We start from the raw sequence: 19905 nt of genomic DNA, 5'->3' as shown, positions 1-19905 counted from the left end.
GCTGCATGCATGGAGGAGACCTGATGACGATGCGCGGACGGCCGGGGCGACCGGGACGACAGCGCGCGCCGGCCGATGGCGGCCCCGCCGGAATGCTAGGATGCGGGCAGAGCGCGGTCGCGCACGCGCGTGCGCGTGCCGCCTGCTGTTCGTTTCTGCTGACTCGCGCCTCCTGACTCAAGACGGAACGACACCGTGCCGCCCATTGACATAGACCATCTCGCCGCCCCGGACGCGATGCCCACGCTTTTCGATACCGGCGCGCAGCCGGATGCCGCGGAACTGGCCGCCGCGCTCGCGGCGCCGGCGGCCGCCGGCCGTTACGACGAACTGCGCGGCAGCGCGGCCGGCCTGAACGCGCCTGCGCTCGCGCCCGCATGGCGCAGTTTCTTCACGTCGATCGGCAGCGACGGCGTGGCCGACCTCGATCGCCGCGCCGATGCGCTGCACCGGCGCATGCGCGAGAACGGCCTGTTCTACCAGCTGCACGAGCAGCGCGCCGGCGACGGCGCGGCCGGCCCGTGGTCGCTCGACCTGCTGCCGCTGATCGTCACGCCCGAGGACTGGGTGGCGATCGAGCGCGGCGTGCTGCAGCGCGTGCGGCTGCTCAACGCGACGCTGGCCGACCTGTACGGGCCGCAGACGATCCTCGAGCGCGGGCTGCTGCCGCCCGCGCTCGTCACCGGGCACCCCGGCTACCTGCGCGCGATGCGCGGCGCGAGCGTGCCGGGCGACACCTGGCTGCACGTGGTCGCGTTCGATCTCGCGCGCGGCCCGGACGGGCAGTGGCGGATCGTCGCGCAGCACACGCAGGGCGCGGCCGGCCTCGGCTACCTGCTCGAAAACCGGCTGATCGTGTCGCGGCTCTTTCCGCGCGGGTTCCGCGGGCTGCGCGTGCAACGCCTCGCGTCCGCGTACCGCGCGCTGCTGCAGAGCATGCAGGCGCTCAGCCCGGCCCGCAAGAACTCACGGATCGTGCTGCTGACGCCGGGGCCGCACAGCGCGACGTATTTCGAGCACGCGTATCTCGCGCGCTATCTCGGCCTCACGCTCGTCGAAGGCGGCGACCTGACCGCGCGCGACAACCGCGTATTCCTGAAGACGCTGCGCGGCCTCGAACCCGTGCACGGCATCCTGCGGCGCGTCGACGACGCGTGGCTCGATCCGCTCGAACTGCGGCCCGATTCGATGCTCGGCGTGCCGGGGCTGCTGCAGGCCGTGCGTGCGGGCAACGTGCTGCTCGCGAACGCGCCGGGCTCGGGCTTCCTCGAATCGCCGGCGATGCTCGGTTTCATGCCGCGTCTCGCGGAAGGGTTGCTCGGTGAAACGCTGACGCTGCCGGCCGTGCATTCGTGGTGGTGCGGCGAGGCGGCCGCGTGCGACGACGCGTTGCCGCAACTCGCGCGCTGCATCATCAAGCCGTCGTTCCCGCCGGACGTGCAGGCCGGCGGCGCGTTCGAGCCGGTGATCGGTGCGCGGCTCACGCAGGCGCAGCTGGCCGAGTGGCGCGCGCGGATCCTCGCGCGGCCCGAGCACTACACGGTGCAGGCCGACCTGCCGCTGTCGCAGGCGCCGACCTGGCCGCGTCACGATGCACCCGACGGCTACGGCAACGGCGGCGCGCGCATCGTGCCGAAGCCGGTGCTGCTGCGCGTCTTCGCGCTCGCCGACGGGGCGCAGCGCTGGCGGCTCCTGCCGGGCGGGTTGTCACGGGTCGGCACGCGCGACACGCTGTTCAATGCGCCGATGCCGCGCGGCGGCAGCACCGTCGATACATGGGTGATGACCGAAGGCATCGTCGATTCGACGACGCTGCTGCAGACCCACCTCAGCGCGGACGACCTGACCACCGCGCAGCCGCGCGCGATCGCGAGCCGCGCGGCCGAGAACCTGTTCTGGCTCGGCCGTTACACCGAGCGCGCGACCAACCTGATGCGGCTCGCGCGTGCGGCGCTCGAACGGCTGCGCGGCGAGGACGACGTCGACAGCCCCGCGCACCTGGAGCTGCTCGACACGCTGTGTCGCGACACGGGCCTGATCGCGGCCGATGCGCCGAACGCCGTCGATGCGCCGCGTGCGTTCCAGCACGCGCTCGCGACGTCGCTGACGCGCGGCGCCGACCGCACGTCGGGCATCGCGTCGTGCCTGTTCGGGATGCGTGGCGCGGCTGCTGCGATCCGCGAACGGCTGTCGAGCGACCAGTGGCGGCTGATCGACGACGCCACCCAGCTGTTCGCGGACAGCGCGGGCCAGCCGGAAGCCGAGGAGCAGATCGGCAACGACGCGCTGCAGTTGCTGGAGCGCCTCGGCCTGCTGCTCGGCGCGATCACGGGCGCGCAGACCGACAACATGACGCGCGACGACGGCTGGCGGCTGCTGTCGATCGGCCGGCAGATCGACCGGCTGGACTTCCTGTGCAGCGTGCTGAAGTGCGCGTTCGACGAAGGCGCGGTGCACCGGCAGGACGGCTTCGAGCTGGTGCTGGAGCTGTTCGACAGCACGATCACGTTCCGCTCGCGTTTCCAGCGCGGCTTCGATGTCGCGCCGCTGCTGTCGCTCGTCGTGCTCGATACCGACAATCCGCGCTCGCTCGGCTGGGTCGTGCAGGCGCTGCGCGGCCGGCTGACGAAGGTCGAGCGCAGCGAAGGCTATGCGCTGTCCGAACTGGCCGAGACGATTCCGGACGTGCCCGCGTGGTCGCTGCACGAGCTGTGCGAAACCACCGACGGCGGCCGACACGACACGCTGCTCGAAGCGCCTCGACACGACGGCGAAGGCGGTCTGGGAACTGTCGAACCGGATCGGCGAGCGCTATTTCAGCCACGTACGCGAGGCGGGCAGGACGTTATGGTGACGACGACCAAATCCGCGGCGAAGGCGCCGCCCGCACCGGACGCGGCGGCGCCTGCCGCGCCCGTCGCCGGCCGGTTGCTGCGCGTCACGCACGACACCGAATACCGTTACGCGGCGCGCGTCGAATCGGCGCAGCACCAGGCACGACTGCAACCGCTCGCGACGCCGCGCCAGCAAGTGCTGTCGTTCGCGCTCGACATCGATCCCGCGCCGGAATCGGTCTGTACCGAGGTCGATGCATTCGGCAACGCGCGCGCGTCGTTCGCATTGAACCTGCCGCACGATGCGCTGCTCGTGCGCAGCCGCAGCACGGTACACGTGACGCCGCCCGTGTGGTCGCGCGGTGCGCGCGGCGCGCCGCCGCCGGCCATCGCGCAACCTGACCCGGCGCAGGCGACCGCGTGGGAAGCCGTGCGCGACCGCCTGCGGTTTCGCGCAGGACAGCCTTACGACGCCGCGAGCGAATTCGTGTTCGCGTCGCCGCATGTCGCGTGCGACCCCGAACTCGCCGCGTATGCGGCCGCGAGCTTCACGCCGCAGCGGCCGCTCGTGCAGGCTGCGTGGGACCTGATGCGGCGCGTGCATGCCGATTTCGCGTATACGCCGAACAGCACCGACATCACGACGTCGGCGCTCGATGCGCTGCGTCTGCGCAAGGGCGTGTGCCAGGATTTCGCGCACGTGATGATCGGCGCGCTGCGCTCGCTCGGGCTCGCCGCGCGTTACGTCAGCGGCTATCTGCTCACGCAGCCGCCGCCCGGGCAGCCGCGGCTGATCGGCGCCGATGCGTCGCATGCGTGGGTCGACGTGTACGACCCGGCATGGCCCGAGGACAACGGCTGGCTGCAGCTCGATCCGACCAACGATCGCGCGCCGGGCGACGACTACGTGATGCTGTCGATCGGCCGCGATTACGCGGACGTGACGCCGCTGCGCGGCGTGATCCGTGGCGGCGGTGCGGATCAGGAGCTGAAGGTCGGTGTGACGGTGGAGCCGCTGGAAGCGGACGGCGACGGGTGAATGTTCGGGGTTTCGCGTGCTGGTGACGCCTGCCGGCTGACTAGTTCGCGAACCTGTCCGTGGCCGCGATCAGCGCTTCCAGGATCCCCGGCTCGTTGTAAGCATGCCCGGCGCCGGGCACGATCTCGAACGTCGCCTCCGGCCAGGCCTTCGACAGCTCCCATGCAGTGCGGGCAGGCGTCGCGACGTCGTAGCGGCCCTGCACGATCACGCCCGGGATGCCGGCGAGGCGATGCGCGTCCCGCAGCAACTGGCCTTCCTCGACGAAGCCCTGGTTCACGAAGTAGTGATTCTCGATCCGCGCGAACGCGAGTGCGTAGTGGCCGTCCGCGAAGTGGGCGGCGAGTGCGGGGTCGGGCAGCAGCGTGATCGTGCGGCCTTCCCAGATGCTCCATGCGCGTGCGGCTTCGAGCTTCGCGGCTTCGTCGCTGCCGGTCAGCCGGCGATGGTAGGCGGCCATCAGGTCGCCGCGCTCGGCTTCCGGAATCGGTGCGAGGAAGGCTTCCCACAGGTCGGGGAACAGCCACGACGCGCCTTCCTGGTAGTACCACAGCAGTTCCGCGCGACGCATCGTGAAGATGCCGCGCACGACCAGCGCGCTCACGCGCTCCGGGTGTGTTTCCGCATACGCGATCGACAGCGCGCTGCCCCACGAGCCGCCGAACACGAGCCACTTTTCCGCGCCGACCATCTCGCGCAGGCGCTCGATGTCGGCGACCAGATGCCACGTCGTGTTGTTCTCGAGGCTCGCATGCGGCGTCGAGCGTCCGCAGCCGCGCTGGTCGAACAGCAGGATGTCGTAGCGCTCCGGATCGAACAGGCGGCGATGGTCGGGGCTGCAGCCGGCGCCGGGGCCGCCGTGCAGGAACACGGCGGGCTTGCCGGCGGGGTTGCCGCAGCGCTCCCAGTAGATGCGGTGGCCGTCGCCGGTGTCGAGATGGCCGTGGGCGTAGGGTTCGATCGGTGGGTACATGGAATTTCCCCCTGGAATGAAGGACGCCCGGCTGCCGTGGCAGCGAGGCCGGTAGCGATTCTCCATTATGCCCAATCCGCGTTGCCCGCGGCCGGCCGTTGTGCGACCTGAATGGCGTGTCGTTTAAGTCGGCATTTTTTTTAAGAGATTTTATTTCGATATTTTTCGACGAAACTGGCGACGACATATCGGTACGCCATTCAGAAACACGAATCAACAAACCGGCCATTCGCCATTCCGATGGAAACGAGTCCATGACACATCGCGTCCAGCAGCTTACCGGGTTGCGCGCCGTCGCGGTCGCGATGGTCGTCGTCGGGCATGCGGAGCACGTCACGCCCGGCGGCTATACCGGCTGGCTCGCGCCGCTGCGTCTGATCGCCGACGGCCGGCTCGGCGTGCTGATCTTCTTCGTCCTGAGCGGCTTCCTGATCACCAACGTGCTGCTGGGCGAACTGAAGCGTACCGGGAGCATCGCGCTGACGTCGTTCTATGTGCGCCGCGCGCTGCGGATCTGGCCGGCCTGCTATGTCTATCTCGCGGTCGTCGCGCTACTGGCGGTGGCGGGGTGGATCGACGTCAGTCCGCGCCAGTGGGCGCTTGCCGCGCTGCATCTGTGGAACTATTCGGTCGGGCTTGGACTTACCGCCGACACCGCGCTGCATCCGGATGGCGCGTGGTATCTCGGCCATTTCTGGTCGCTCGCGCTCGAGGAACAGTTCTACTGGTTCTGGCCGCTGCTGCTGCTGTTCGCCGCGCGGCGCAACAACACGCGCTGGCTGGCTGCGTTGATCCTGATCGTGCCGCTCGTGCGCGCCGTCACGTATTTCGTGGCGCCCGCGCTGCGCGGGCAACTCGGGATGATGCTTCACACGGGCGTCGATCCGATCCTGATCGGCTGCTACGTGGCGCTCAACCGGCAGCGGCTGGAGACGTGGATAGGATCATGGCGCGGCGAGTCGCGCATCGTCACCGCGATCGTCTGCATCGTGCTGTTCGCGATGCCGGTGATCGAATCGGAACTGCGGGGAATCTGGAATATCACTTACGGCGTGACGATCGAAGCGGCATTGATCGGCGTTCTGATCGTCGTGCTCAATTTTCGGAATGATTTATGGTGTTCGCGATTGTTGCAAACCAGGCCAATGGTGTTTGTCGGCACGATCTCGTTCAGCCTCTATCTGTGGCAGCAGCCGTTCGCGAATCCGAATTTGCCGATCCCGCATGCCTTTCCGCTCGGCATCCTGGAAGCGTTCGCGGCGGCCACCGCCAGCTACTTTCTCGTCGAGAAGCCGTTCCTGCGGCTGAAGGACCGGTATTCGGCGCGGGCGGGGCGGCGTGCTGCAGGCGATGCGATGAGGATGCCGGCGCCGTCCGACGGCATCGGGCCGAAAGTGGCGGAGTAGGCGGGGCGGTGCGCCGGTATCTGCGCGTCACTTCCTCACGGATCGCGGATACCAGAACGTGCGGAACATGTCGATTCCATACGACTTGCCGTCGTACCTGACGACCGTGCGCGCGGTTCGCTTGCCGGTGTCCGAATACGCGTTGTCCTTGCGTTGCGTCTGCGTGATATGGGCCGTGATCGACAGGTCGGCGAAGCCATGACTTGACGTTTTTTCGACCGCGATCGTCATGTCGGCCGACTCGGCGCGTGCGTCGCCGAAGTTGGCGCTACATGCCTCGCCTTCGACGCTGACCCAGCCGTAGGTATTGGCGCCGAACACCGGGCGGATGCGAGCGCCTTCGCGAATCCACAGGGTCAGTTCGTGTTCGGCGTCGGCGTCGGGGCAGCTCGCACCGCGGGCGCTGCTCGTGAAGACGACGCCAAACGCCCGCACATCGGGCGACAGCCGGTACGGTGCCGTATCGATGCGATAGCTGTGCGGGCCGACTTCCGTGGCGGCGTCTTCCTCGATGATCGAGCGGTCGGCCGCCACGACTTTGCCGCCTTCGACGAGCGCGACGACCTGCAGCTTGTTGCTTTCGTCCGGGTTTTTGCTTTTCGGCAGCGAATCGAACGCGATGGCCGCGATCGTCGTTTCGGGGGCATTCGGCATGACCTTGCACGCTGACGCGACGACGAGCCGGTTCGTTGCACGCGCGGCGATGCTCGAGTCGGCGATGCCGGCCCAGCGGGCGACGGCGGCGATCGTGTCGTCGCCGCAAGGCTGAGCGTCGGCGGCATGGGCGAGGGGAGCGGCGGCAAGCGCCAGCAACGGGGCGAAGCGAACGAGCGTCGTCATGGCTGAAAGAAGTTCATCGTGGATTACCGGGGGGAACGCGGCTCAGACTGTCGGTGTTCGGCCACTTTCGGTCGTTCAACCGCGTGCTCAGGCGGACGTTCGAATGTCCGGTGCGCCTTGGATAACGGATGTTCCCTCGGTCGCGTCGCTACTTGATGTGCTTCAACAGCCCGCTGTCGGGCAAGCCACAGATTCGTCCAACACTGCTGGTCGACAAAGCCGGATGTGCTCGCGATTACCCATCACGAGCGTCAAGCGATCGGGCAACCCGAAAGCCAAGATCATCGATTGCAAATGTCGGATGACTACGACGTCGATTCGTAGCAAGGCAGCCTCGTTCGGCATCAGCCCAACCACCGCCACGAAACACGCGATACGAACCATAGACTTCCGGGTCGTATAGATCGGCGCACCACTCCCAAACGTTTCCTAGCGTGTCGAAAAGCCCCCAGTCATTTGCTTGCTTTTGACCCACCTCATGCGTGTGCCCCCCCGAGTTTTCTCTATACCAGGCTATATCGCCGAGTTTGCCGTATCTCGGACCATTTGTTCCGGCGCGGCAAGCGTACTCCCATTCAGCTTCGGTGGGCAGGCGATAGCCGTTACTTTCCGGGACAAGAGAAGCCCCCGTTCCATCGCCATGAAATTCATAACAGTCGAGAAGGCCGGCCGCCTTTGAAAGCATGTTGCAGAACTGGGCGGCATCAATCCAGGATACGTTGACTACTGGACATTGCGCGGCGACATTTGACGATGGCCATTGTCCGGTTATCGCAGCATATTGCGCCTGAGTGACGGGATAGCGGCCGATCAAAAAGTGCGGTAGGTCGACAGACCATCTACGGTCAATTCTGTCGTCCCTCAATGCAATCGTTCCTGCGGGAACGCGTATCGTTTGTATATCGAGTGTTTCAGACAGATGTTCCATTTTCTCCATGACAATAGAAGCTGCTTACAGCGGCAAAGGCCTCCGATGCAGTATCTCACAGGGCTTGCCTCGCGTTGTCGGAAGCAGCACGAGTGGGTAGCGAGGTGCGCCCAAACGAAGGATGCGTTGGATCAAAAGCGCGCGCGTTCGATAGCCGGACGAAGCTGACGTCGCGCGAGCGACAGTTGTATGTTGGAAGCCGTCATTGTCGTCGATCTGGGGCGACAGGCCGAAGTGGGTCGGTTTCCGGCTGTCACCACCGGCGGTTGCCGGCCACAAGCAGCCCTTCACATGAGTCGTCGTTCAGACGTTCAAACGACCGCTTCACTGCGGCACCTGACAGAGCTTTTTAATGCCAAAGATAAGGGTGCTTGCCACTTTGATTTTGCTGACCACCCAGCACTCGCGACAATAGGATCTGAAATGCACTATGTCCAATTGCCACTGTCTTTCGCTTCTTGGTGTATGATGATGCGCACTTTGAAAAAGAGCGACGGTAGGCGCCGCGCGCGTTCTCACTTAATGATGCATCGGGGAAAATATGCACATAATTTTGAAAAATCACGTCGAAGAACTGGCGCGAGATTTTGAATACGAAGATCTGGATGTCTCGAAGAAGTTTGAGCGATTTTGTAATTATTGCGTGACCTCTAAGCATTATTTCGGCCGATTCAGCCCGGCCGATGTTACCACGGACGAGGATGATGCATCCATAGATGGGCTGGCTGTGTTGATAGACGGCGATCTGATCACAACGGTCGATGATGCGATCGAGGTGTTTAAGACGCACAAAACCAATTTACCTGTCGACATAATCTTTACCCAAATAAAAAGCGGCGAGCAGTTCAAGAAGGATGAGATTGCCAACTTCAAGCTGGGGCTTGAGGATTTCCTCTCCTTAGATCCTAAGTTGCCAAACGGTAAATTTAATACTGAAGCGCTCCAAATTTTCAAAATTGTCCTGCAAAATCTGAAAAAAGTCAAAAATCGACGACCTAATTGTATTATCTACTACTGCACTTCGGGCGTTTATTCGGCTGAGCGCGAAATCAAAGCTGCCTTCGGTATTATTGAGCGTTATATAAAAGGGATTGAATTTTTCTATTCCGTTGATGTGAGTCCCCTTGGTCGCAGTGAGTTGATCAGATATTACGCTCAACTCTCTGAAAAGAATGAGGCGAAGCTCAAACTCATAGACTACTTTGGGATGCCTGCGATGCCGGGCATTCCACAATCCTACGTCGCGATTGTGAACGCACGTAATTTGGTCGATGCGTTGCTAGTGGATCCAGACGGAAATCTGCGCGAATCTGTATTTGAGGAAAATGTCAGATCGTTTCTTGGGAGTGGCAACGACGTTAATTCGGCCATAAAAAAGACGTTGCAAGATGGCGAAAAAAAATCCCTGTTCTCCGTCTTAAATAATGGAATTACCGTTGTTGCGCCGGAGTTGACCTTAACGCCAAACACCAAAGATCTTCAACTTGTCAATTATCAGATTATTAACGGATGCCAGACGAGCAGCACGTTGCATGAAAACAAACTGCTCTTGACCGATTCCGTGAATGTTGTGGTGAAATTCATTGAGTCGCCAGAAAACGATGCGTCCAGTGATATTATAGCTGCGACAAACAGTCAATCCGACATTCCTAAAGAAGCGTTCTTTGGCCTTCGCGAAAAAGCAAAGCTGGTGCAAAAATATTTTAAGATTCAAAATCAAGGGCGGGCACCGGAAAATCATATTCATTTCGAGCGGCGACAGGGTGAGTTCAAAAACGTGGGCTATCAGTCAACCCGGATATTCGACGTTCGTGAAGTTGCGCGGTGCTATGCGGCTATGTTTCTTGATCTTCCGCATAATGCGGCGAGATACGTGGCTACTATATTTTCGGCCAGTGGAGATAATTTGTTTCGCGAGGGTGATCATGAGGCTTATTACTATGCCGCATGTTTGGTGTTGTATAAATATCAGACATTGATTAATGGCCGAAAGATCGGCGCACAAAACTACATTAAGGCGCGCTGGCATGTAATTCAACTTTTCAAATGGCTATGCGTTGGCGAGATGGATACTCCGGCGCCTAATTCAAAGAAGGCGGAGGCCTATGCGTTGAAATTGATTGACGCATTGAATTCTGAGACGAAGTCTTACATTAAGATTTTTGAACGCTGTCAGAAAATCATCGATGATTTGGGTTTCCCGACAGATGATGAACTCAAGCGCGCTCGATTTGCTCAGGAAACAATGGCTGCAGCTCGCCAAGTGCTTGCGAAGAAGGGGAAGATAGCTAGGAAGCGAGCGTGAGAAATCCGCAGCGAAGCGAGGTGACTAACGTTACCGCGAGGCTTCGCGCGAGTATGAGATTGGCTGCCCGCTTCGCATTATAGGAGCGGGCTTTGTTTGTTCTCCGCGCGTGACCCTAAGGATGCCGTCAACAGTGAGTCCGCTGTATCTCGGAAGCGGACATCACTGCAGTTAATGACGGAGTGGCGTGAGCGGGTCGGACTCGGCCGACCGCATCGGGCAGCAGTCGGCCAGGAGGCGAGGTTCAGTAAAAGGTGCAGTTTGACATTCAAGCGTCGGTAGCACTCCGGAAACGGCCAGTGACTCTCGCAGAGTCGATGGCGGCTCATCGCCCGAAGCGATCAGTCACTGATCATCTGCCGAATGGCCGTCATTTTGGCAGGGGCGGTCGGTTGAGAGCGCGTCGAAGGCGACAGACGAGCGGTCAGCCATCGGCCATCCACTGCCTACAAACCGCCGTCCCGATATTTTCTCTGGCGCAAGGTTGATTGAAAGGCGTCAACACTGCTGAGATTCAGCTTTTTCGCAAAATGAAGAAAATTCCATATTGTGTCACGAACAAACGCACGCGTTTCCCGGAGATCCTTGGCCGATACTGATGTAAAACCAGTATGTGCGATTTTGGAGCGCCGACCGTATAGCGTCTTAACTTTCCTTTCGATCGTCAGACATTCCTCTATTGACCTGCCGTTCAGGTATGCGCACTGTTCCGCAATACTAGACATGATCGACGGTGTGATTATGCCTTTCTCGTCTATCTTCAACAACGCTTCCAATGCTATGACCGTCTTGAGATAAGCGCTGGATCGATTACTGTCCGAGTAGGCTTCTCCAGTCCATTCGACGGCCGTAGATATTCTCTTCTCTAGATCATTTTTTGGTGATATGACGATGTCAAGAAATTGATCAAGCATGTCCTCCCTGCCGTTCGGGAGAAACTCTGATAGATTCGAGATGTCAAGGAGGTCGTTGGACAAGTTCCTCACCTCGTCGCCAGAAAAAATTCCGCCACGGGTGCTTATTATCGCGTCTTGATGGGGGGCGAGGTTCATCCGCAGAATACCTAACGAATGGTCGGTATATTTTTCACTCAGCAAGAACGCGATCAGCAGGTCGAAGGCATTGAATACGATGTTGGCCAACTCCAGTGCTTTTACCTCGTCTCTCGCTTTCGTCGAACACTCAACGACTGTCCTTTCATGCTTTTCGCCCCGAATCCCTGAGTGGTCGGCCCATGGCAATAGCTTCGTGATTTCGTTCGCGTGGCGCGGCAGCTCATACACAACGAGCGGTCCAAATTTAACCGGAGCGTCGCTACCATTTATCGTTACGCCGTAAAATGACTTTATCACCTTGTAGTCAACAAGCGGCAAATCATTGAGCTTATTCGAAAAGCTGGCGACTCTCTCGGCGACTAGAGAGTCGCAAAATTCTTTGCATTCGATCAAGCTCCTTCGTATTAATCTCAACAATCCCGCATGGGATAAGTGTTTACCTTCCTCGGATACCAAGAATTGAGCGAGTGCATCGTCGAACTTTTCCGTGTCGTTGATATCAACAATCTCGTGCGTGGTGTAAGTTGCGTTTGGCAAATCTCTGTAAATTGCACGATTAAGGGTGCATGCTTCAAACATACTGTGAACACTTTTTGGCACTTTATTCATGACAGGTTCTTGTTCGGCATTTTTGTGCTCTTACCGGTCTCGACCGGTTTTTCCGTTCGCATCGCATGCACTACCTCTAAGGCCGACATGGCCGATGGTCGGCCGGACAATCCAGAGAAGCGAACGGCTGTTGTACTTTGCAAGCGGACATTGTATGCGTTCGTTGACGATCGACCGCTCCGGGTCGGCAAGCGACCTCCACGGAAATCCACAACGAAGCAAGAAAAAAGGCCCATGCGGGCCCGTTGCAACGAAGGGTGCGGGCGTCAGCGCGTGAGCGCCGTAAACCCACCCAGCAACCGCTCAACATCAGCGGCCTGAATCGCACCCATCGTCGAAATCCGGAACAGTTCCTTCGACAACCCGCCTTGCCCCGCATAGATCACGAAGCCGCGAGCCTTCAGCCCGTCGTGGAGCTGCTCGTACGTCACACCCTGCGGCAACCGATACGCCCGCAGCACGACCGACGATTCACCTTCCGGCAGCACGAGCGGCATGCCGCGCGCCGCGAGCCCGGCTTGCGCCTGATCGGCGAGCGCCTTGTAATGCGCGTGACGCGCACGCCAGCCGCCAGCCTCATCGAACTCACGCAGTGCCTCGACGAGCGCGTAATACGCATGCACGGAAGGCGTGAACGGCGTATTCCGCTGATCCTGCAGCTTCGCGAGACGACCGAGATCGAGGTAGTAAGTACGGCTCGCAGCCTTCGCCAGCGCGCTACGGCGCACGATCACGAACGCTGCGCCCGGCACGCCGTGCAGGCACTTGTTCGCGGTCGCGGCAACCGCGTCGATGTCGCCGCCGGCGAAGTCGATCGCCTCAGCCCCAAAACTGCTGACGCCATCGACAAGCATCTTCACACCACGCGCACGACACACCCCGGCAATCGCGCCGAGATCGTTCAGCCGGCCCGTCGTCGTTTCATGATGAATCACGGCGACATGCGAGTACCCGCCCGCATCGAGCCGTGCGGCGATCTGCGCGAGATCGGGTGCCTGCATCCACTCATGCTTCAGCACCTCATGCGCGATCCCGTACTGCGTCGCGATCTGCGTGATCCGCTCGCCGTACACGCCGTTCTCGATCACGAGCAGCTTGCCGTCCTGCGGCACGAGTGCCGCGATCATGCTTTCCACGGCGGCCGTGCCGGAGCCCGTCATCAGCACGGCGGCCCATTCGGCCGGATCGAGCTCGTACGCGGCCACGAGGCGCGCACGTGCTTCGTCCTGCAGATCGAAGAATTCGCTTTCGCGATGGCACAGGTCGGGTTGCAGCAGGCTGCGGCGCACGCGTTCGGTGAGCGTGACCGGGCCGGGGTTCAGCAGCAGCATCAATGGGCTCCTTCAACGTGGGCTTCGGTCTGCGCGGCGCCGATGTGCCGCATCAGACGGGTCTTGACCTCGACCGGCGTGACGGTCGGGCGGGGGAGGCCGTCGGGCACGCCGGTGCGGATCGCCAGGCGCACGAACTGTGCGCCGTCGTGCGACCCGGCAAGCGCCGCATCGAGCACGTCCAGCGTGTCGCCTTCGACCGCCGACGCGTACCCGCACGCGGCAGCAACACCCGCGAACGAAACATGTTGCGACACGGTGGCCTGGCCGCCCGTCGATTCGTGCGCGCCGTTGTCGAGCAGCACGTGCGTGAGGTTCGCCGGGCCGTAGGTGCCGAGCGTCGCGAACGCACCCATGCGCATCAGCGCGGCGCCGTCGCCGTCGACCGCAACGACCTTCAGGTCGGGGCGCGCGAGCGCGAGGCCGAGCGCGAGCGGCGTCACGCAGCCCATCGAGCCGACCATGTACAACTGGTTCGGGCGATCGTCGATCGCATAGAGTTCGCGGCCGCAGAAGCCGGTCGATGCGAGCACGACGGTCGAATCGACCGGCGTGTGCGCGATCACGCGCTGCAGCGCGTCCTGGCGGGTCGGCCAGGCTTCGGCCGACGCGGCGCGCGACGACGATTGCGCGACGACATGCGCGCGCGGCGTGGCCGCCGGGTTTGCCTTCAGCTCATACGGCGCGACGCTGCCTTTCTGCATCACGAGCGCGTACGGGCGGCCCGTCGCGTCCATATGCGCGATCGCGCGGTCGAGTGCCGGGCCGACCTGTTCGGGGTCGGTCGGGAACGTCTCCCACGGGATCTCCATCGTGTCGAGCATCGCGGGCGTGATCGGCCCCATCAGCGCGTGCTGCGGCTCGTCGGATACACCCGGCTGGCCGCGCCACGTGACGATCAGCAACTGCGGCAGGCGGAACGTCCAGGTCAGCGACGTGAGCGGGCTCACCGCGTTGCCGAGCCCCGAGTTCTGCATCATCGCGATGCCGCGCTTGCCGCCGAGCGTCGCGCCCGCGATCAGCGCGACCGCATCGCCTTCGTTCGCGGCCGACACGTAATTCAGCGTCGGGTCCTGCAGCACGTAATTGATGAACGGCGTCAGGTACGAGCAGGGCACACCCGCGTACCAGTCGAAACCGCGCTCGCGCGCGGCCTCGACGAACTGGGCCGCTTCGATCATTGCGCGCCCCCGTTGCCGGTGCCCGGTTCGGACAGCGGCGTCTGGCCGTGCGCGAAGTCGCCCGCGCGGCGGAAGTCTTCGAGATCGTTCACACCGCGCCAGTGGCCGTGCACGTACTGCACCTCGATCTTCTCGCCGGCGGCGATCAGTTCGTTGAGCAGCGACGGGATGTCGAGCGTGTCGAAATCGTCGCGCGCCTGCAGCGTCGCGAGCATCGCCTTCAGGCGCTCGACCCCGGCACCGCGCACGTTCAGCAGGCCGATCCAGCGGCCGTGCGGCGTACCCGTGGCGACGTCGCTCGATACGCGTTGCAGGTAGGTCTTCTGGCCGAACAGGCCGCGATCGTCCGCCGCCGAGCACAGCGCGAAATCGCGCACGCTCTGGTTGGTTTCCGTCAGCGACGAATCGACCACCACGCTGAACTCGGCCTCGCTCTCCGCGAGGTCGCGCACGATGTAGCTGCGGAACAGCAGGTCGCCGTACGAGATCACGGTGTCGCCGGTCAGGCGTTCGGCCGCACATGCGAGCGACGCGAGTTCGCCCGTCTGCGCATGGCGTTCGTTGACGACGAGCTTGATGCCCGACGTGTCGATCGCGTCGGCGCGATAGCCGCCGACCACGGTGATGTCGTTCACGCCGTGCGTCTTGAAGCCGTCGACGAGCCAGCGCAGCAGCGGCTTGCCGGCGACCGGCAGCATGACCTTCGGCTTGTCTTCGGTCACGGCTTCGAGGCCCTTGCCGCGGCTCGCGGCGAGCACGATCGCCGCGTTCGACGCGCGCGACGACGACGACAGGTAGATACGCTCGGCCGCCGAGTACTCGTCGGCGTCCTGCAGGCGGAAGATCTCGTTGACCGAGGCCACGCGGTCCTCGACGTTGATCAGCGTTTCGCTCTCGTGGATCTCGCGCGCGGTCGCCTGCATCGCGGACGCCGACGCGCGGATCAGGTGGTTCGCCCAGATCACGGTGCTGATGCCGGCCTGGCGGAACACGTCGGTCGGCGTGCTGTAGTACTTGGTCGGCACGATCACGAGCGGCGCGCGGCCGCTCCATTCGCGCGCGAATTGCAGGATCTCGTCCGGGCGCGACAGCTTGCTGTGGATCAGGATCGCGTCGGCGCCGGCTTCCGCGTACGCGTTCGCGCGACGCAGTGCCTCGTCCATCCCCCAGCCCGCGATCAGCGCTTCGACACGCGCGACGATCGAGAAGTCGGGATCGGTCTGCGAATCCTTGCCGGCCTTGATCTTGCCGCAGAACTCGTCGATTTCCGCGAGCGGCTGGCGCTCGCCGCCGATGAAGCTGTTGGTCTTCGGGAACTGCTTGTCCTCGATACAGACGCCGGCGATGCCGCGCTGCTCGAGCTTCTTCACGAGGCGGCGCACGTTGTTGAAGTTGCCGTAGCCGGTGTCGCCGTCGAGCAGGATCGGCAGGTCGCTCGCGTCGGCCATGAATTCGAGCACGTCGACGACCTGGGTCCAGCTCGCTTCGTTGTTGTCGCGCACGCCGAACTGCGCGGAGATCGCGAGGCCCGATGCCCAGATGCCCTTGAAGCCGGCCTCGCGGACGATCCGCGCGGACAGGCCGTTGTGCGCTTCCATCAGGAATTCGAGGTCGCTGCTGACGAGCATGCGGCGCAGGCGGGCGCTGCGCGATTCGGTGAAGTTGGGTTCGCGTGCGTTCATCGTGCGACTCCTGCGGTGGTGCGTTGAATCAGGGGAAGGATGTCTTGGGTGGCGCGGGCGACGTCGTTCGGGAAGTCGATCTCGATCCACGGCGAGCCGGTGACGTCGGCGACGTCGAACGAGTGACCGCCTTCGAGCAGCAGGTCGCGCACGGCTTCCTCGTGCGGCATGTTCGCGCGGCCGCTGTCGACGTAGCCCGCGACGATCGTCGCGAGGCGGCGCGCGGTACCTTCGGTGAAGCGGAAGAAGCCGACCGATTCGCCGATCGTGTCGTATTCGAGGTCGACCGCGAGCTGCTTGCGCAGCTCGACCGGCACGCCGTTCTTCAGGCACAGCTTGACGGGTTCGTCGCCGGCCTCGAAGTCGCGGTCGATCAGCAGGCGATCGACCGCCTTGTCGGCATCGGCCACCAGCGCGTGCAGGATGTTCTCGTCATACAGCACGTCGGCGTCCATCAACAGCACGTCGCCGCCGCGCGTCATCGCATCGGCGACGGTATGCACGGTCAGCACGCTGCCGAGGTCGTAGCGTTCGTTGATCACGATCTCGGCATGGCGGCCGAGGCGCTTCAATTCCTGCTCGACCTTCTCGGCCTGGAAGCCGAGCCCGAGCACGATTTCGTCGACGCCCGCGGCATCGAGCACGCGCAGATGGCGCTCGAGCAGCGACACGTCGTCGAAGCGCAGCAGGCACTTCGGGAACTGTGCCTCGGGCGGTTGTTGCAGGCGCAAGCCGAGGCCTGCCGCAAGAATGATGGCTCGCATGGGTTCTCCAACCAAAAAGCCGGCGGATCTGAACGATCAGTCGGCGAGCGGCTGCGGCGCACGGCGCCGCTGCCAGTTTCTTTCACTGAAATGCAGATAGAGCAGGCCGGGCAGGCCAAGCGCGAGTTCGCGCGCGCGCTTCGCGAGCGACAGCGCGAGCGCCGCGTCGGGCGGCAGTCCGACCAGCGGCGCGAGCAGCAGGTAGCCGCCTTCCTGCGCGCCGAGCGAGCCCGGGATCGCGAAGGCCGCGCCACGAATGGCCTGGCCGACGCTCTCGAGCAGCAGCGCGTCGAGCCAGCTCACCGGGTGCCCGAGGAAGTGCAGCGCGAGCCACACTTCCGCGGTGCCGACGATCCAGCCGACGAGACTCAGTGCGAACGTCTTCGCGACCTTCGCACGATCGCGGTACAGCGTGCCGACCGCGTCGTCGATCGCGTCGGCGCGGGTCGCCAGCGACGACCAGTCGCGCGGGCCGAGCAGCTTCGACGCGAGGCGCAGGCCGCGGCCGAACAGCCCGCGCCGCTGCGCGACGTAGAACAGCGCGGCGAGGGCGCCGAGCACGCCGGTGGCGATCAGCGCGGGCGTGCGCAGGTGCGCGACCGATTCGTGCGTGGCATACAGGCTGAACGCGGCGATGCCGATCAGCGCGAACGCCATTTGCGAGAGCGCCTGCATCGTCGTGCTGACGGTGACGGCGGCCGCCGCGTCGGCCATCCGCGTGCCGCGCTGCGCGAGGTGGCGCACCATCAGCACGGGGCCGCCGATCTGCCCGGCGGGCAGCAGGCTGTTCACCGATTCGCCGACCCAGCGCGCGCGCAGCGCATTGCCGAGTTCGGCGCCGGGCTGGCCGTGGCGGAACATCACGGAGATCGCCATCGCGTCGATTACGAGCGGCACGACGTGGAACGCCGCGACGAGCGCGAGCCCCCAGCCGGCCGCGAGGAACGTGGACGCAACCGCGCCGACACCCTGCCAGGCGAGGAGTGCGACGAAGAGTGCGGTCCCGAGGGACAGCAGGATCAGGCCGGCGCGTGTCATGACCCGGTCGGGCGTCGCGTCGCCAGTTGCTTGAAGACCTGGCGGAAGCCGAAATACGCGATCGCATCCTTCATGTTCGAGATGAAGCGCTTCCACGGGCGCATGCCGGGGTTCGTCACGTATTCGAAGGTGAGCGACACGCGCATCTCGTTCTGGCCCAGCGGCGTGATGCGGTGGCGCAGCTTGTCGCCGTCGAACAGCACGATGCCGCCGTCGGCGATCTGGACGGAGCCCGGCTCGTCGGCCACGTCCGGATTGCGCGTATGCAGCTCGTAGTCGAGCCGGCACGACGATTCGTCGATCACGCCGATCAGCAGCGTATAGCGCCGGCCGTCGTAGTACGACGTGTCGTAATGCCAGCCGATGTGGTCGCCGGGCTTCGTGTAGTAATACAGCGCATACGCGTGCGGATCGTCGTCCGGCGACAGCATCAGCTTGTCGCCCGTCACCTTCTCGAGGAAGGAGATGAGTGCCTTCGAGCGGTACAGTTCGGCGATGTACGGCGCCTGCTCGTCGATCGTGTGGCGGCTCACGCTGCCGCCCTGCTTGTGGCCGGGCAGGTAATTGCGGTTCAGGCCGGCCTGCATCGCGCGGGCGGCCGCCGCGAGCTTCGCGTGCGCGTCGGCCGGCAGGAAGGCGTCGAGGTACAGGAACGAGCCCTGGCGCGTGTAGTCGCCGCGCAGGCGGTCGAGGTCGAGCGAGCCGACGCAGTCGGCCACGGTGCGATCGGGATCGGCCGCGGCCGCGCGCGCAGGCGCGGGGCGTGCCGGGCTCAGCACGGAGTCGTCGCGCGTGCTAGGAGTCATTTGGAAGCCTGGATTTCGGTTGGATTCTGCGAGAGGTTGCCGCGGTTGCCGCGCCGCACGATGCGCCACCAGTCGATCACGACCCATGCGGCGAACAGCGGCGCGCCGATCGACGCCGCGAGCAGGAACGGCTCGACGCCGTCGAAGAGCGTCACGAGCGGCAGCAGGTACAGCACGTCTTCGGTTTCGAAGCCGCCGGCGAACGCCTGCTTGGTGCCGGCCTTGCCGGCGATCGATTCGATCCGCATGCGCAGGAAGAAGATCAGCGCGACGGCGGCGCCCGCCACCGCGCCGAGCAGCACCGGCGACGCGGCCATCTGGCCGCCCTGGGCGACGATGCCGACGCCCATGCTGACGAACAGCGCGATCGTGACGAGCGCGTCCGCCGCGAGGTCGTAAAAATGACCGATCTTGCTGGATTTCCCGCTGATGCGGGCGAGCTCGCCGTCGGTGTGGTCGACGAAGTTCGACAGCACGATCAGGAACGCGCCTGCATTGCTCCAGCCGAAGCCGCCGTGCGCGAGGCACCAGGCGCCGGCGAGGCCGATCAGCAGACGAACGGTGGTGAGGTGATTCGGGGTGACGGGCGTGTCGACGAGCGGTCGGACAAGCGAGCGCGCGAGCCGCGCATCCCAGGTGCGTGGCAGGGGCGGTTCGGAACGTGTGGCGGTTTTTCTTTGGTCCATCGGCGAAATATATACGGAATTGTAATTTGTTGCTTTTTTCCGCTCAATCTCCTGACATTTTCCGGTGTTACCGGCCATTTCGGAAGGACTTTGCGCGCCATGCGTGCACGGCAGGCACACATATGGTGCGCACGGGGCCGTTCCGCTCCGTCCGCGCCGCAGCGGCGCGTTATGTTGAAGTTTCGTCGTCGCCGCCCGCATGCGCAAGGCGCGCCGTCGACGAACCGGGCAGGGGCCGGGCGGCCTCCGCCGCGCACGCTTGACGCCGATCATGCCGGCCGTGCGCGCATCGGGCGACAATCCGCCGCCTGTCACAGAACGGCCGTTCGATACGCGGCAATTTCCGAAAGGGTCTTTTGCATCCGGCGGACATTTCGCCGATGCGGCCTCTGAGATACTCCGACCGTGCCTGTGGTGCCGGCCGCCGA

General features: G+C 63.7%; 15 protein-coding genes and 1 pseudogene. 5 read left to right on the top strand and 11 right to left on the bottom strand.

Translation table 11 applies throughout. The annotated features are described in order from the left end of the window. The first annotated feature begins 237 nt into the window (after positions 1 to 237). Together WT26_RS29245 and WT26_RS29240 are read left to right on the top strand one after the other, a co-directional pair. Positions 238 to 2854: pseudogene (locus tag WT26_RS29245) on the top strand (circularly permuted type 2 ATP-grasp protein). After that, a complete protein-coding gene (locus WT26_RS29240; RefSeq protein WP_069274591.1) occupies positions 2848 to 3873 on the top strand; it encodes a transglutaminase family protein in 1026 nt (341 codons plus the stop codon). Before WT26_RS29245 ends, WT26_RS29240 begins: the two are co-directional and overlap by 7 nt. 40 nt (positions 3874 to 3913) lie before the next feature. On the opposite strand, the gene pip is transcribed toward WT26_RS29240, so the two are convergent. After that, positions 3914 to 4846: a prolyl aminopeptidase gene (gene pip, locus WT26_RS29235; protein WP_069274590.1), complete on the bottom strand. Its 933-nt coding sequence runs from the start codon at positions 4844 to 4846 to the stop codon at positions 3914 to 3916. A 254-nt stretch (positions 4847 to 5100) separates the two neighbouring features. On the opposite strand from pip, the gene WT26_RS29230 reads away from it, so the two are divergent. Beyond that, complete coding sequence (locus tag WT26_RS29230) at positions 5101 to 6252, top strand: acyltransferase family protein (RefSeq protein WP_069274589.1); 1152 nt, start codon at positions 5101 to 5103, stop codon at positions 6250 to 6252. A gap of 27 nt (positions 6253 to 6279) precedes the next feature. Here the strand turns inward: WT26_RS29230 and WT26_RS29225 are convergent, their stop codons facing one another. Together WT26_RS29225 and WT26_RS36595 are read right to left on the bottom strand one after the other, a co-directional pair. Further along, on the bottom strand, positions 6280 to 7092 hold the full coding sequence (locus WT26_RS29225; protein ID WP_069274588.1) for a multidrug ABC transporter ATPase: 813 nt from the start codon (positions 7090 to 7092) through the stop codon (positions 6280 to 6282). A 235-nt stretch (positions 7093 to 7327) separates the two neighbouring features. Further along, positions 7328 to 8029, bottom strand: coding sequence for a formylglycine-generating enzyme family protein (locus WT26_RS36595; protein ID WP_080485761.1), 702 nt, complete (start codon positions 8027 to 8029; stop codon positions 7328 to 7330). A 180-nt stretch (positions 8030 to 8209) separates the two neighbouring features. Between WT26_RS36595 and WT26_RS38160 the strand changes: the two genes are divergently transcribed. Next, entirely contained in the window at positions 8210 to 8611 is a 402-nt protein-coding gene (locus tag WT26_RS38160; RefSeq protein WP_155123248.1) for a hypothetical protein, read from the top strand. Next, positions 8574 to 10325 carry an AIPR family protein gene (locus WT26_RS29220; protein ID WP_196774807.1) on the top strand — a complete coding sequence of 584 codons (1752 nt, stop codon included), beginning with the start codon at positions 8574 to 8576 and terminating at the stop codon, positions 10323 to 10325. The genes WT26_RS38160 and WT26_RS29220 overlap by 38 nt, the downstream gene beginning before the upstream one ends. Positions 10326 to 10771: 446 nt before the next feature. On the opposite strand, the gene WT26_RS29215 is transcribed toward WT26_RS29220, so the two are convergent. From WT26_RS29215 to WT26_RS29180, 8 genes are all read right to left on the bottom strand, one after another. After that, on the bottom strand, positions 10772 to 11989 hold the full coding sequence (locus WT26_RS29215) for a HEPN domain-containing protein (RefSeq protein WP_155123247.1): 1218 nt from the start codon (positions 11987 to 11989) through the stop codon (positions 10772 to 10774). Positions 11990 to 12255: 266 nt separating this feature from the next. Then, a complete protein-coding gene (locus tag WT26_RS29210; protein WP_069274586.1) occupies positions 12256 to 13320 on the bottom strand; it encodes a 2-aminoethylphosphonate aminotransferase in 1065 nt (354 codons plus the stop codon). After that, entirely contained in the window at positions 13320 to 14501 is a 1182-nt protein-coding gene (gene aepY / locus WT26_RS29205) for a phosphonopyruvate decarboxylase (RefSeq protein WP_069274585.1), read from the bottom strand. Before aepY ends, WT26_RS29210 begins: the two co-directional genes overlap by 1 nt. After that, the gene (gene aepX / locus WT26_RS29200; protein WP_059530196.1) at positions 14498 to 16183 is read right to left on the bottom strand and encodes a phosphoenolpyruvate mutase; all 1686 of its coding nucleotides are present in this window, start codon (positions 16181 to 16183) and stop codon (positions 14498 to 14500) included. The genes aepY and aepX overlap by 4 nt, the downstream gene beginning before the upstream one ends. Next, positions 16180 to 16947, bottom strand: a complete 768-nt coding sequence (locus tag WT26_RS29195; RefSeq protein WP_059666758.1) for an NTP transferase domain-containing protein — start codon at positions 16945 to 16947, stop codon at positions 16180 to 16182. Before WT26_RS29195 ends, aepX begins: the two co-directional genes overlap by 4 nt. Positions 16948 to 16983: 36 nt before the next feature. After that, the gene (locus WT26_RS29190) at positions 16984 to 17985 is read right to left on the bottom strand and encodes an HpnL family protein (RefSeq protein ID WP_059530201.1); all 1002 of its coding nucleotides are present in this window, start codon (positions 17983 to 17985) and stop codon (positions 16984 to 16986) included. Continuing rightward, a complete protein-coding gene (locus tag WT26_RS29185) occupies positions 17982 to 18791 on the bottom strand; it encodes a 2OG-Fe(II) oxygenase (protein WP_059485097.1) in 810 nt (269 codons plus the stop codon). The genes WT26_RS29190 and WT26_RS29185 overlap by 4 nt, the downstream gene beginning before the upstream one ends. After that, positions 18788 to 19477 (bottom strand): CDP-alcohol phosphatidyltransferase family protein, encoded by a 690-nt coding sequence (locus tag WT26_RS29180; protein ID WP_059530204.1) that lies wholly within the window; start codon positions 19475 to 19477, stop codon positions 18788 to 18790. Before WT26_RS29180 ends, WT26_RS29185 begins: the two co-directional genes overlap by 4 nt. Positions 19478 to 19905: the final 428 nt, after the last annotated feature.

It is taken from the genome of Burkholderia cepacia (assembly GCF_001718835.1).
GTDB lineage: Bacteria > Pseudomonadota > Gammaproteobacteria > Burkholderiales > Burkholderiaceae > Burkholderia > Burkholderia cepacia_F.
This window is presented reverse-complemented; position numbering and strand designations above follow the sequence as displayed.